General features: G+C 72.1%; 15 protein-coding genes. 5 read left to right on the plus strand and 10 right to left on the minus strand.

The features are described 5' to 3' along the window. Positions 1 to 8: 8 nt before the first annotated feature. From purL to purS, 3 genes are read right to left on the minus strand one after another with little or no spacing between them, the layout of a single operon-like run. The gene (gene purL, locus ABD691_RS29080) at positions 9 to 2300 is read right to left on the minus strand and encodes a phosphoribosylformylglycinamidine synthase subunit PurL (protein ID WP_344685155.1); all 2292 of its coding nucleotides are present in this window, start codon (positions 2298 to 2300) and stop codon (positions 9 to 11) included. Then, complete coding sequence (gene purQ / locus ABD691_RS29085) at positions 2297 to 2980, minus strand: phosphoribosylformylglycinamidine synthase subunit PurQ (RefSeq protein ID WP_344685156.1); 684 nt, start codon at positions 2978 to 2980, stop codon at positions 2297 to 2299. The genes purL and purQ overlap by 4 nt, the downstream gene beginning before the upstream one ends. A 14-nt stretch (positions 2981 to 2994) precedes the next feature. Further along, a complete protein-coding gene (gene purS, locus ABD691_RS29090) occupies positions 2995 to 3234 on the minus strand; it encodes a phosphoribosylformylglycinamidine synthase subunit PurS (RefSeq protein WP_344685158.1) in 240 nt (79 codons plus the stop codon). A gap of 248 nt (positions 3235 to 3482) precedes the next feature. Here purS and ABD691_RS29095 point away from each other — a divergent pair, with 248 nt between their 5' ends. The 3 genes from ABD691_RS29095 to ABD691_RS29105 all read left to right on the plus strand — a co-directional run bounded on the left by ABD691_RS29095 (position 3483) and on the right by ABD691_RS29105 (position 5672). Continuing rightward, on the plus strand, positions 3483 to 3854 hold the full coding sequence (locus ABD691_RS29095) for a hypothetical protein (protein WP_344685160.1): 372 nt from the start codon (positions 3483 to 3485) through the stop codon (positions 3852 to 3854). Positions 3855 to 3912: 58 nt separating this feature from the next. Next, positions 3913 to 4971, plus strand: coding sequence for a Rossmann-fold NAD(P)-binding domain-containing protein (locus ABD691_RS29100; RefSeq protein WP_344685161.1), 1059 nt, complete (start codon positions 3913 to 3915; stop codon positions 4969 to 4971). Positions 4972 to 5036: 65 nt separating this feature from the next. Next, entirely contained in the window at positions 5037 to 5672 is a 636-nt protein-coding gene (locus ABD691_RS29105; protein ID WP_344685163.1) for an MBL fold metallo-hydrolase, read from the plus strand. A gap of 9 nt (positions 5673 to 5681) precedes the next feature. Here ABD691_RS29105 and ABD691_RS29110 read toward each other — a convergent pair whose 3' ends face one another. From ABD691_RS29110 to ABD691_RS29120, 3 genes are all read right to left on the minus strand, one after another. After that, positions 5682 to 6050: an ATPase gene (locus ABD691_RS29110; protein ID WP_344685164.1), complete on the minus strand. Its 369-nt coding sequence runs from the start codon at positions 6048 to 6050 to the stop codon at positions 5682 to 5684. A gap of 98 nt (positions 6051 to 6148) precedes the next feature. After that, positions 6149 to 6913, minus strand: coding sequence for a DUF2334 domain-containing protein (locus ABD691_RS29115; RefSeq protein ID WP_344685457.1), 765 nt, complete (start codon positions 6911 to 6913; stop codon positions 6149 to 6151). Between the two features lie 115 nt (positions 6914 to 7028). After that, complete coding sequence (locus ABD691_RS29120; RefSeq protein WP_344685166.1) at positions 7029 to 7928, minus strand: phosphoribosylaminoimidazolesuccinocarboxamide synthase; 900 nt, start codon at positions 7926 to 7928, stop codon at positions 7029 to 7031. 61 nt (positions 7929 to 7989) lie between these two features. Here ABD691_RS29120 and ABD691_RS29125 point away from each other — a divergent pair, with 61 nt between their 5' ends. Then, positions 7990 to 8643 carry a TenA family protein gene (locus ABD691_RS29125; protein WP_344685167.1) on the plus strand — a complete coding sequence of 218 codons (654 nt, stop codon included), beginning with the start codon at positions 7990 to 7992 and terminating at the stop codon, positions 8641 to 8643. 99 nt (positions 8644 to 8742) lie between these two features. Here ABD691_RS29125 and purB read toward each other — a convergent pair whose 3' ends face one another. The 4 genes from purB to ABD691_RS29145 form a co-directional block, all read right to left on the minus strand. Further along, a complete protein-coding gene (purB, locus tag ABD691_RS29130) occupies positions 8743 to 10176 on the minus strand; it encodes an adenylosuccinate lyase (protein ID WP_344685168.1) in 1434 nt (477 codons plus the stop codon). A gap of 66 nt (positions 10177 to 10242) precedes the next feature. Then, a complete protein-coding gene (locus tag ABD691_RS29135) occupies positions 10243 to 10929 on the minus strand; it encodes a hypothetical protein (RefSeq protein WP_344685170.1) in 687 nt (228 codons plus the stop codon). Positions 10930 to 10944: 15 nt separating this feature from the next. Then, positions 10945 to 11733 (minus strand): hypothetical protein, encoded by a 789-nt coding sequence (locus tag ABD691_RS29140; RefSeq protein WP_344685171.1) that lies wholly within the window; start codon positions 11731 to 11733, stop codon positions 10945 to 10947. Next, the gene (locus ABD691_RS29145; RefSeq protein WP_344685172.1) at positions 11733 to 12275 is read right to left on the minus strand and encodes an RNA polymerase sigma factor; all 543 of its coding nucleotides are present in this window, start codon (positions 12273 to 12275) and stop codon (positions 11733 to 11735) included. The genes ABD691_RS29140 and ABD691_RS29145 overlap by 1 nt, the downstream gene beginning before the upstream one ends. Before the next feature lie 358 nt (positions 12276 to 12633). Between ABD691_RS29145 and ABD691_RS29150 the strand changes: the two genes are divergently transcribed. After that, a complete protein-coding gene (locus tag ABD691_RS29150; protein WP_344685174.1) occupies positions 12634 to 12888 on the plus strand; it encodes a hypothetical protein in 255 nt (84 codons plus the stop codon). Positions 12889 to 12902: the final 14 nt, after the last annotated feature.

Here is a 12902-nt window from a genome sequence, read left to right on the forward strand (position 1 = left end):
CGCGAGCTTCAGCCGAACAGCTTCGGCAGTGTTCCCTCCCAGGCCTCGCGCAGCTCGGCGAGCGGGATGTCGGCGACGTCCTGGATCTCCAGGCTCTGCGAGCCGGCGTCGGCGACGCCGACCTTGGCCCACGGCAGCGAACGCGCGCTGCACATCTCGGTGAACCGCAGCTCCTCGCTGCGCGGCACCGCGACCAGCACCCGGCCCGCCGACTCGGAGAACAGCCAGACGAACGGGTCGGCGCCCTCCGGCAGCACCACCCGCGCGCCGGTCTCGCCGATCAGCGCGGTCTCCACCAGCGCCTGCGCGAGACCGCCGTCGGACAGGTCGTGCGCGGCCGAGATCATGCCGTCGCGGGAGCCCGCGACCAGCACCTCGGCCAGCAGCTTCTCCCTGGCCAGGTCGACCCGCGGCGGGGTGCCGCCGAGGTGGTCGTGCACGACCTTGGCCCACTCCGAACCGCCGAACTCCTCGCGGGTCTCCCCGAGCAGGATCAGCGTCTCGCCCTCCTCGCCGCCGATGCCGGTGGGGATGCGGCGGGTGACGTCGTCGATGGTGCCGAGCACGCCGACGACCGGGGTGGGCAGGATCGGCTTGGCGCCGGTCTGGTTGTAGAAGCTGACGTTGCCGCCGGTGACCGGGATGCCCAGCTCCCGGCAGCCGTCGGCCAGCCCGCGCACCGCCTGCTGGAACTGCCACATCACGCCCGGGTCCTCCGGCGAGCCGAAGTTCAGGCAGTTGGTGACCGCCAGCGGCGTCGCGCCGGTGACCGCGACGTTGCGGTACGCCTCGGCCAGCGCCAGCTGCGCGCCCGCGTACGGGTCGAGCCTGGTGTAGCGGGCGTTGCAGTCGGTGGCGACCGCGATGCCGCGGCCGGTCTCCTCGTCGACCCGCAGCACGCCGCCGTCGGACGGCTGGGCGAGCACGGTGTTGCCGCGCACGTACCGGTCGTACTGGTCGGTGACCCAGGCCCGCGAGCACAGGTTCGGCGAGGCCGCCATCCGCAGGACGGTCTCCCGCAGTTCGTCCGGGGTGGACGGACGAGCCAGCGTGTTCGCGCTGTCGGCGGCGATCAGGTCCTGCTCGGCCGGGCGCTCCACCGGGCGCTCGTAGACCGGGCCCTGGTGCGCGACGGTGCGCGGCGGCACGTCGACCACCAGCTCGTCGTGCCAGTAGATCTCCAGGTTCTCGCCCTCGGTGACCTCACCGATCACGGTCGCGGTGACGTCCCACTTCTCGCAGACCTTCATGAACGCGTCCACGTCGTCGGGCTTGACGACCGCGCACATGCGCTCCTGGGACTCGCTGGACAGGATCTCGGCGGGGTTCATCCCCTTGGCGCGCAGCGGCACCTGGTCCAGGTCGACCCGCATGCCGCCGTCCCCGGCGGAGGCCAGCTCGGAGGTGGCGCAGGACAGGCCGGCGCCGCCGAGGTCCTGGATGCCCACGACCAGGCCCGAGTGGTACAGCTCCAGGCAGCACTCGATGAGCACCTTCTCGGCGAACGGGTCGCCGACCTGGACGCTGGGCAGCTTCTTGCGGCCCCCCTCGGACTCGTCGCCGTCGAAGGTCTCCGACGCGAGCACCGAGACGCCGCCGATGCCGTCGAGGCCGGTCCGGGCACCGAACAGGATGATCTTGTTGCCGGTGCCGCTGGCGTGCGCGAGGTGCAGGTCCTCGGTCTTCATCACGCCCACGCACATGGCGTTGACCAGCGGGTTGCCCGCGTAGCTCTCGTCGAAGACGACCTCACCGCCGATGTTGGGCAGGCCCAGGCAGTTGCCGTAGCCGCCGACACCGGCGACCACGCCGGGCAGCACCCGCTTGGTGTCGTCGGCGTCGGCCGGGCCGAAGCGCAGCGGGTCGGCGACCGCGACCGGGCGCGCGCCCATCGCCATGATGTCGCGGACGATGCCGCCGACACCGGTGGCCGCGCCCTGGTACGGCTCGACGTAGGACGGGTGGTTGTGGCTCTCCAGCTTGAAGGTCACCGCCCAGCCGTCGCCGATGTCGACCACGCCGGCGTTCTCCCCGATGCCCGCGAGCATCTTGGCCCGCATCTCGGGCGTCGTGGTCTCGCCGAAGTACTTCAGGTGCACCTTCGACGACTTGTAGGAGCAGTGCTCGCTCCACATCACCGAGTACATCGCCAGCTCGGCTTCGGTGGGACGGCGGCCGAGGATCTCGCGGATCCGGGCGTACTCGTCGTCCTTGAGACCCAGCTCCTTGTAGGGCTGAGGCGTATCGGGCGTGGACTTCGCGCGCTGAACGCTATCCACGTGGAGGTCGGTGTCGGTCACGCTGCCACCAGTGCATCCAGGACGGACAGGAACATGCCGAGACCGTCGTCGGTCGGTCCGGTCAGCGGGTCGATCGCGTGCTCGGGGTGCGGCATCATGCCCGCGACCCGGCCGCGGGCGTCGGTGATGCCCGCGATGTCGCGCCGCGACCCGTTCGGGTTCTCCCCCGCGTAGCGGAACAGCACCCGGCCCTCGCCCTCCAGCTCGTCGAGGACGGCCTCGTCGGCCACGTAGTTGCCCTCGCCGTGCTTGATCGGGACCAGCAGCTCGGCGCCCTGCTCGTAGCGGGTGGTCCAGGCGCTGGAGTTGTTCTCGACCTTGAGCCACTGGTCGCGGCAGACGTAGTGCAGGCCCTCGTTGCGGGTCAGCACGCCGGGCAGCAGCCCGGCCTCGCACAGCACCTGGAAGCCGTTGCAGACGCCGAGCACCGGCATGCCCTTGCCCGCGGCCTCGACGATCTCGGTCATCACCGGCGCGAACTTCGCGATCGCGCCGCAGCGCAGGTAGTCGCCGTAGGAGAACCCGCCGGGCACCACCACGGCGTCGACCCCGCGCAGGTCGTGGTCGCCGTGCCAGAGCGCGACCGCCTCGGCCCCGGCGCGGCGGACCGCGCGCTGCGCGTCGACGTCGTCGAGGGTGCCGGGGAAGGTGACGACGCCGATCCTCGCCCCTGCGCTCATGTTCTCTCCCGCGCTCATGCGTCCGCCCGGCGCACGGTGAAGTCCTCGATCACGGGGTTGGCGAGCAGGGTCTCGGCGATCCTGGCGATGGTGGCGTCGTCGACGTCGTCGGCGACCTCCAGCTCGAATCGCTTCCCCTGGCGGACCTCGGAGATGCCCTCGAAACCGAGCCGGGGCAGCGCATTGGCCACCGCCTGACCCTGTGGATCGAGGATCTCCTGCTTCGGCATGACGTCGACAACGACTCGGGCCACTGGTGCTGCTCCCGGTTTCCGTGCGGATCCACCGCCCGCGCGCGAGCCGGTGGATGGCCAGCAGTACCGCCAAAGGGTAACTGACCTGGGAGTTCACCCCGGAACACAGGGAGGCCCGGGTGCGGCGTGGCTCACGTCACGACGACGTCACCCAACCGGTCGGACCGGGCGGCGCACCCGATGGTTGCTAGCTAACCTTCCGATGCTGTTTCTGGTTAATGATTAACTAAACGGAGAGGATTCCGACCATGCGCAAGTCCGTTCTGGCCGCCCTGCTCTGCGGGTTCGCCTTCGCGACCGCGGCACCCGCGCTGGCCACCGCACCGGCCGACCAGCCACCGCTGACCGTCGACAAGTCGGTGGTCCGCGCCGGGGAGCAGCTGGAGCTCGACCTGGAGCACGGCGAGGAGGTGTTCGGCTGGATCTCGTCGCCGGCGTTCGTCCGCACCGGCGAGCACCCGGTCGGGGCGGACGAGGGCGTGGCGCGGCTGGTGGCCGACCGCGACGGCCACGCCCACGCGACCGCGACCATCGCCGAGGTCCCGGCAGGCACCTATCCGGTCCACACCCGGGTCGGCGGCGGGGCCGGGCCGCAGCTGGAGATCACCGTCGTGGAGTGACCGTTCGCCGGTAGCGAGAACCCTCGCTGGAGCTTCCGGGGGCGGCCAAGGTGAGCACATGAGACTTCTCGTGCTGGGTGGCACCGAGTTCCTGTCCTACGCGGTGGCCGACGACGCCGCGCGGCGCGGCCACGAGGTGGTGTGCGCCGCCCGCGGGGTCAGCGGCACCGTCCCCGCGGGGGCGCGGCTGGTCCGGGTGGACCGCGAGGTCGGCGTGGAGCCCCTCGCGGGCGAGCGGTTCGACGCGGTCGTGGACGTGGCGCGGATGTCGTACCGCTGGGTGCGCGACGCGCTCGCGGCGGTCCGGGCCGACCACTGGACCTTCGTGTCGACCATCAACGTCTACAAGGACACCGCGGTCCCCGGCCCGGAGCTGCTGGAACCGATCACCGAGGAGACCTCCGACAACAGCCCGGAGGTCTACGGCGGGGTGAAGGTGGCCAGCGAGAACGCGGTCCTCGACGCCCTCGGCGACCGCGCGCTGATCGTGCGGCCCGGGCTGATCACCGGTGCGCGGGACGTCCACGACCGGTTCGGCTACTGGGCGAACCGGCTCAGCCGGGGCGGCCGGGTCGTCGTGCCCGACGTTCCGGCGCAGCCGATCCAGCAGATCGACGTTCTCGACCTCGCGGGCTGGATCGTCGACTCCGCCGAGCGCCGCACGACCGGGATCTTCGACGCCGTGGGGCCGGTGCTCCAGCTCGGCGCCCTGCTCGGGGAGATCGCCGAGGCGGTCGCGCCGGAGGTGCGCTCCGATTCGGTCGGCCCGGAAGTGCCCTCCGACTCGGTCGGCCCCGAAGTGCCCTCCGACTCGGTCGGCCCCGAAGGCACTGCGCTGGTGGGCATCGCGCCCGAGCACCTCGTCGAAGCCGGGGTGGCGCACTGGGCGGGACCGAAGTCGCTGCCGCTGTGGGCACCGGACACGCACCAGGGCTTCGTCTCGCGGGACGGTTCCGCGATCGTCGCGGCCGGCCTGCGGACGCGACCCGTCGCCGAGACCGCGCGCGTAGCGTTGGACACCGAGCGCGGGCTGGGCGTGGACCGCGAGCGCAAGGCCGGTCTCACCGCCGAGGAGGAGGCCGAGCTGCTGGCGACCCTGCCGCACCGCATCTGGTGAACGGTCCATTTCGGACACGCCCGCTGTGGCACAGTGAAACTGCTGCGAGAGAAGGGAAACCGACGTTGCAGATCACCCACTTCGGACATTCGTGCGTGCTGCTGGAAACCGGATCGGCCCGGCTGCTGCTCGACCCCGGCACCTTCGCCACCGGCTTCGAGGACCTGCGCGACCTGGACGGCGTCCTGATCACCCACCAGCACCCGGACCACCTCGACTTCGACCGGGTGCCCCAGCTGCTGGAGGACAACCCGCACGCCCGCTTCGTCACCGACCCCGAGTCGGCGGAGATCGCCGAGAGCAAGGGGTTCGGCGTCACCGCGGTCCAGCCCGGTGACGTGCTGACCTTCGGCGGCACCACCGTGGACGTGGTCGGCGGCAAGCACGCGGTGATCCACCCCGACCTGCCGCTGGTCGACAACGTCGGGTTCCTGGTGGACGGCGGCGGCTTCTACCACCCGGGCGACTCCCTGCACGTCCCGCAGCAGCGGGTCGACGTGCTGGGGCTGCCGACCGGGGCGCCCTGGCTCAAGCTCTCGGAGGCGGTGGACTTCCTGCGCGCGGTCGCCCCGCGGGTCGCGGTCCCGATCCACGAGGCGGTGCTGGCCCGGCCGGAGATGCACTACCGCTTGTTCGAGCAGCTCGGGCCGAAGGGCACCGACCTCGCCGTGCTCGACCGGGAGCGCGCCAGCGGGGTCTGACGTGCCGGCTCAGTCGTCGATGTCGTGCCGGTCGTCGTCATGGCCGGGCACGTCGTCGAGGTCCCGGCCGTCGCCGAGGTCGTCCCGGTCGTCGAGGTCGTTGACGTCGTCGGGGTCGTTCACGTCGTCGCAGTCGTCGAACCGGTCGTCCACGTCGAACCGGTCGTCCCGGTCGTCCCAGTCGTTGTCGAAGCGGTCGTCGTCGACGCAGCCGACCGGGGCCGGGGCGGGCGCCAGCTGGTTCGGCTGCACCACGACCGGCTCCTGCGGCGGGGCCGCGTCGGCGCCGGCCAGCGCGACTCCCGCGCCGCCGAGCCCCACCGCCGCCGTCACCGCCGCGACGATCACCAAGGTCCGCTTGCCGTTCCGAACGCGCATGTCCTGTCCTTCCAGTGCGGTTTCCGCCTGACAGGACCAGCTTCGCGGCGCGGGGTGAAAACCCCCTGAGCCGCCGATGAAGCCGTCTTCATGCGCGGTCAGCTCGACAGCGGATCGGAGTTCCGCACCTCGTTCTCCGGTGTGCGGGGGCGCGGGATCCGCACCGGTCCGGCGTAAGCGCCGTAGGTCGTGGGCACCGCGCCGTGGTGCAGCGCCAGGTCGACGGCGTCGAGCACCGCCTGCCGCGGACCGGACCGCGGCAGCTCGGCGGCGTCCACCGCGATCCGGATCAGGCGTCCCCGCCGCGCGGCGCGCGCGACGCCGAGCACCAGCGCCCGGCACCACCAGGGTTCGGCCCGCGCGCTGGAGCCCAGCGCGTGCACGCGGGCGCGGTGCACCTGGCCGGTGGACAACTCGCGGATCGCCAGCGCGTCCGCGCAGACCTCGAAGCCCTGGCGCCTGAGTGCGGTCAGCGTGCCCGGTGAGGAGAACCAGCGCGGCGGCACGAACGTGCCGGTGCGCAGGCCGATCCGGTCGAGGGTCGCCAGCGCGGGCAGCAGGCGCAGGCCGGCCTCGTGCGCCGGGATGGTCGCGGACTCCGAACCGCGCAGCGTCGCGGCCGGGCGGGCGAGGCGGCTGAACACGCGCTTGGCCGACTCGCCACGGCCGAAGCCGTGCAGTTCCACGGTGTCCTGTCCGCGCTGCCGGTCCCGGATCCAGTCCAGCAGCTGCGGGTCGGGCTGCTGGCGCGGTGCGAACAGCAGCGACATCGGTACTCGGCGGCGGTCCATTTCAGCGGCGAAGTCCGCGCACTGGTCCAGCGCCCGGTGGTCGAGCCCGGACAGCGACACGACGAGCGGCATGCTCACGAAAACCTATTGGGCACGCCGCGAGTGTCCGCCGCCTGACCTGCAAGTGACCCCCGGGCGCCGTTCCGGCGAACGGTCTCGGGGCGCCTTGGCCGGCGGCGCGGGCGGGCTAAGCGGCTGCGCCGCCTGTCGGCCAGTCGGCGAGGTCCAGGCCGGTGATCCGCTCGTACGCCTCGACGTAGCGGGAGCGGGTGGCGGCGACGATGTCGTCCGGCAGCGGCGGCGGGGGCGTGTCGGAGGCGCGGTCCCAACCCGAGGCGTCCGAGGTCAGCCAGTCGCGGACGAACTGCTTGTCGAACGACTCCTGCACCCGGCCGGGCTCGTAGGCGTCGGCGGGCCAGAAGCGCGAGGAGTCCGGGGTCAGCACCTCGTCGCCGATGACCAGCGAACCGTCCGGCGCCACGCCGAACTCGAACTTGGTGTCGGCGAGGATCACGCCGCGGGACTCCGCGTGCTCGGCCGCCCGCCCGTACACCTCCAGCGTCACCTCGCGCAGCTGCTCGGCCCGCTGCTGCCCGACCTCGGCGGCGACCGCGTCGAAGCTGACGTTCTCGTCGTGCTGGCCCAGCTCCGCCTTGGTCGCCGGGGTGAAGATCGGCTCCGGCAGCCGCGAGGACTCGGTCAGCCCGGCGGGCAGCTCGACGCCGCAGACCGCGCCGGTCGCGCGGTAGTCGGCCAGGCCCGAGCCGGTCAGGTAACCCCGCGCGACGCACTCGACCGGCAGCATCTCCAGCCTGCGGACCAGCAGCGCCCGGCCGCGCACCTCGGCCGGGATGCGCGGGTCGTCCCAGGCGACCAGGTGGTTGGCGACGACGTCGCCGAGCAACCCGAACCAGAAGACGCTCATCGCGGTCAGCACCCGGCCCTTGTCCGGGATCGGGGTGCTGAGGACGTGGTCGAACGCCGAGATGCGGTCGGAGGCCACCAGCAGCAGGTGCTCGTCGTCCACGGCGTGCAGCTGGCGGACCTTGCCCGCCGCGATCTGGGGGTAATCAGCGAGTGCAGCCACGCCGGGATTCTCCCCCATCGGCGGCGGGCACCGACCGGTCGGGGCTGGTATCACTGGCGGCGTGACCGACACATTCACGGACTGGCTCCGCGCGCGCAGCGAACCGGACTGGACGGCGACCGTCACGCACCCCTTCACCGAGGCGCTGTTCGAGGGGCTGGTCCCGACCGGGAACATGCGCTCCTACCTGGTGCAGGACTACCAGTTCGTGGACGACTTCCTGGCGCTGCTGGGCTCGGCGGTGGCCAAGGCCGACCGGTACTCGTCGCGGCTGGTCCTCTCCGGCGCGATCGGCGTGGTCACCAACGAGGAGAACACCTACTTCCAGCGGGCGTTCGACGCCCTCGGCGTCGGCGAGTCCGACCGGGTGCACCCGGCGCTGGACGAGGCCACGCTGGCGTTCCGGGAGCTGATGTCGGACACCAACGCCCGCGGCAGCTACCCCGAGGTGCTGGCGGTGCTCACCGTCGCCGAGTGGACCTACCTGGAGTGGGCGATGCGCGCGCCCGCCGCCCCACCGGAGAACTTCGTGCACGCCGAGTGGATCGCGCTGCACCGCAACCCGGACTTCCAGCGCTGGGTGACCTGGCTGTGCGGCGAGCTGGACCGCGTCGGCGCCGAGCTGGACGAGCGGGAGCGGGCGCGGTGTCTGCGTATTTTCCAACAGGCCACCCGATGCGAACTCGACTTCTTCAACGCGCACTGGAAGGTCTGATTCCAGACCCGCTTTGCGTGGCGGTGCGGGTGGCGGTGCCGGTTGCGTGCTTGGGCTAAGCGGCTTCGCCGCTTGAGGACGATGGTTGCGTTGGGGGCCCTACAAGATCGGTGACGGGGTGTACGTGGCTGCCTCGGGGTGGCGGTGGAGGATCTTTTCGATCTCGTTTACCACCGTGGCGACCTGGGAGGCCGCGGCGCCGGTGAAGGCCAGGCGGTCGGCGAGCAGGGCGTCCAGCGCCTCGCGGTCCAGCGGCAGTCGCGCGTCCGCGGCCAGCCGGTCGAGCAGGTCGTTGCGCTCCGCGCCCCGCTCGCGCATGTCCAGCGCGACCGCGACCGCGTTCTCCTTGATCGCCTCGTGCGCGGTCTCCCGGCCGACGCCGGAGCGCACCGCGGCCATCAGCACCTTCGTGGTCGCCAGGAACGGCAGGTAGCGGTCCAGCTCGCGGGCGACCACCGCCGGGAACGCGCCGAACTCGTCCAGCACGGTCAGGAACGTCTCCAGCAGCCCGTCGAAGGCGAAGAACGCGTCCGGCAGCGCGACCCGGCGCACCACCGAGCAGGACACGTCGCCCTCGTTCCACTGGTCGCCTGCCAGCTCGCCGGTCATCGACACGTACCCGCGCAGGACCACCGACAGCCCGTTGACCCGCTCGCAGGACCGGGTGTTCATCTTGTGCGGCATGGCGCTGGAGCCGACCTGGCCGGGCTTGAAGCCCTCGGTGACCAGCTCGTTGCCCGCCATCAGCCGGACCGTGGTGGCCACGTTCGACGGGGCCGCGGCGAGCTGGGCCAGCGCGGTCAGCACCTCGTAGTCCAGCGACCGCGGGTAGACCTGGCCGACGCTGGTCAGCGTCGAGCCGAAGCCCAGGTGCGCGGCGACCCGGCGCTCCAGCTCGGCGAGCTTGTCCGGGTCGCCGCCGAGCAGGTCCAGCATGTCCTGGGCGGTGCCGACCGGGCCCTTGATCCCACGCAGCGGGTACCGGTCGAGCAGTTCCTCCAGCCGCCGGAAGCCGACGAGCAGTTCGTCGGCGGCGGTGGCGAACCGCTTGCCCAGGGTGGTGGCCTGCGCGGCGACGTTGTGCGAGCGGCCCGCCATGACCAGCTCGCCGTACTCGCCCGCCAGCTTGCCGAGCCTGGCCAGCACCGCGACCACCCGGTCGCGGACGTGTTCGAGGCTGCGGCGGATCTGCAGCTGCTCGACGTTCTCGGTGAGGTCGCGCGAGGTCATGCCCTTGTGCACCTGCTCGTGCCCGGCCAGGGCGTTGAACTCCTCGATGCGGGCCTTCACGTCGTGCCGGGTGGTGCGCTCGCGCTCGGCGATCGCGTCCAGGTCGACCTGCTCCAGCACCCGCTCGTAGTCGGCGAGCGCCTGCTCGGGCACCTCGACGCCGAGGTCGGCCTGCGCGCGCAGCACCGCCAGCCAGAGCCGCCGCTCCAGGACGACCTTGTGCTGCGGGGACCACAGCTCGACCAGCTCCGGCGAGGCGTAGCGGGCGGCGAGCACGTTCGGAAGGGTGGGCTTGACCGTCACGAGCAGCCAGGATACTTGCGCGCCGCCGGCCCAGCGCAGGGCCGGGCCTGCGGCGATGAGGCGCGGTCACCCGGCCAGCGTCAGGCGGGGATCGGTGGCCAGCGCGGTGAGCTGTCCCGAGGTGAGTGCGATCTCGCTGCGCAGGACCTGCTCCTCCGCCAGGTGGATGTCGTAGAGGTACGCGGTGGCCGAGACGACCGAGCCGTCCGTCCGGTAGTGCTCCACCGAGCGGATCGTCGGCGGCATCATCGGTTCGTCCTTGCTCTTGAACAGCACGTCCACCAGGGCCGAACCGTCGGGCTGCGGCAGGACCCGGCAGTCCGCGGGCGCCATGGTGGAGATCGGGTCGTTCTCGCATTCCCGCCGCGGGGGCTCCTTGACGGTCGTCGGCGCGGAAACCCGGACGACCGCGGTGATCGGCCCGAAGGCGTCGGAGTACCGGACGTTGATGCCGACCCCGGTCTCGCCGGGGAGCGAGAGCGTCGACTGCCAGTCGACCGCGGACCGGATGCCGGTCGCCTCCGGCACCAGCCGGGGGAAGACCGACCCCACATATCCGCTCAAATCCTCGATCGCCGCCCGGAATTCGGGCTCGGTCCGCTCGACGGGCTTGGCGCGGGGAGGCGGCCACGGCATTTCCCGGTCCACCGGTGCCGCGACCGGCGGCGGCTCGGGCTCGGCGAGGACGAACCCGCCCAGCCCGATCGCCCCGGCGACCGCGACCGCCCCCGCGATCCAGGTCCTGGCGTTCATGCGTGCTTCCTCCGTTCACTCGGCGAGCGTGAGCCGCCGGTCGGTGGCCAGGGCGATGAGTTCGGCGGAGCTCAGCGGCGGTTCGGAGACCGCGTCCGCGCTGTCGGCGCCGAAGTCCGCGGAGACCTGCACGACCGTCCCGTCCGGCCGGAGGTTGTAGAGCTCGTGCGACGGCGGCCCGGACTTCAGCCGCTTGACGACGTCGACGACCAGCGACCCGTCCGGCAGCGCCTTCCGGCGGCACTCCAGCACCTCCACCAGGCCGTCCGGGTACTCGCAGGCGTCCCGCAGCGAGAGCCGCACCGACCCAGGTCCGAAGATCCGCCCGGTCAGGTGGACCCTGCCTCCCGGGGCCTTCCGGACGAAGTCCGACGACAGCCCGAAGACCGCCGAGCCCCGGCGACCGGGGGCCGGACCGCGGGTCTCGGACGGGCTCACCCGCAGGCCCATCGCGTCCGGCACCGCGCCGCGAACAGCCCGCGCCCAGTCCAGCTGGACCCGGTCGGTGCGGGACCGCAGCTCCTCGCGGGTGATCTCCAGCGGTCGCGTCCCCGGCGGCGGCCACTGCTCGGCGTCGGCCACCTCGGTTCCCGCAGGCGGGACCTCCGCCGGCTCCAGCAGCGCGGGCACCGCTCCGGCGATCACCGCCACCAGCGCGAGCGTCGCCACGCCCGCGCCCGCGGTCGCCCGCCTCCGGCGGTGCCGCCGCGCGGCCTCGGCCACCACGTCGTCCGGGTCGAAGCCCAGCGGCGGCTCGTCGGCGACGGCCGCCCGCAGACCGTCGCGCAGGACTTCCGGATCCATCACTCGCTCCTCCTCGCGACCGCTCCGGCCAGTTCGGAGTCGGTTCTCGCGATCGCTTCCCGCAGATGTCGCAAGCCGCGCGATGCCTGGCTCTTGACCGTTCCTTCGGAGCACCTGAGCGCGGCGGCCACCTCGGCCGTCGGCAGGTCCTCCCAGTAGCGCAGGACGAGCACCGCCCGCTGCCGCGGCGGGACCTCGGCCAGCGCGCGCAGGACGAGGTCCCGGTCCCGCGCCCGCTGGCCTGCTACGGCAGGGTCGGACAGGTGATCGCCGGAGTCCGGCACGACGCCGTCGCGCTGTTCCGCGCGGCGCCAGGGTTTGCGCCGTTCGTCGAGCCACACCCGCAGCAGGGTCCGGCGCGCGTAGGCGTCGGCCGTGGTCTCGTCCACCCGCCGCCAAGCCCGGTAGAGCTTGATGAACGCGTTCTGGACGAGGTCCTCGGCGAGGTGCCAGTCCCCGCACAGCAGGTACGCCGACCGCCGCAACGGCTGCGCGCGGTCCCTGGCGAACTCGCGGAAGGACTGCTCCTTTTCGGCCCGCATCCGGTCGATCCCCTTTCCGCACCACCACCCGCAGTACGGACGGCTGCGCGAAGGGGTTGCACGAGCGAGGACGCGCGGACGCGGCGGGAGTTGCGCCGCGGGTGTGATGATCATCATGGCGATGCCCCGGAACTGACCCGCGGGCAACGCCGTCATCAGGGCAGATCGCGCAATTGCGGCGAAATGCGGGTCCATTGCGGACGGTTCGCCGCCTTCGTCCGTTCGTGCGGACTGTGTTATCCAGTCAATTGAATTCTCAATATTGGATTCGCCGCCGCTCGGGTGCGATCGTGTCCCGCATCGCCCGGAACAACGCCGACCCGGGTCGCGGAGGAACTCGAACGGATGGTCTCGTGACATGTTCGGCCAGGAACGCCAGGACGTTTTCTGGATAGTGGGTACCGGCGCCCGGCTCCGGCACGCGACGACCATGCGCCCTGGCGCGGTTTATTCCGGACAGCAGGTACCCGTGCTGTGCGCGGCGCGGGTGAAGATTCCGCAGGCGACCCCGCTGGGCCGGGAACCCGCTTCGAAAGCGGTCACCGAACTGTGCCCGGAATGCGCGCGGGAAGTCGAGGACTCGGGTTTCTCGGCGGTCTTCTGGGACTTCTGACTTCTGGCTTCCGG

It is taken from the genome of Saccharopolyspora taberi, from assembly GCF_039534165.1.
GTDB classification, from domain to species: domain Bacteria; phylum Actinomycetota; class Actinomycetes; order Mycobacteriales; family Pseudonocardiaceae; genus Saccharopolyspora_D; species Saccharopolyspora_D taberi.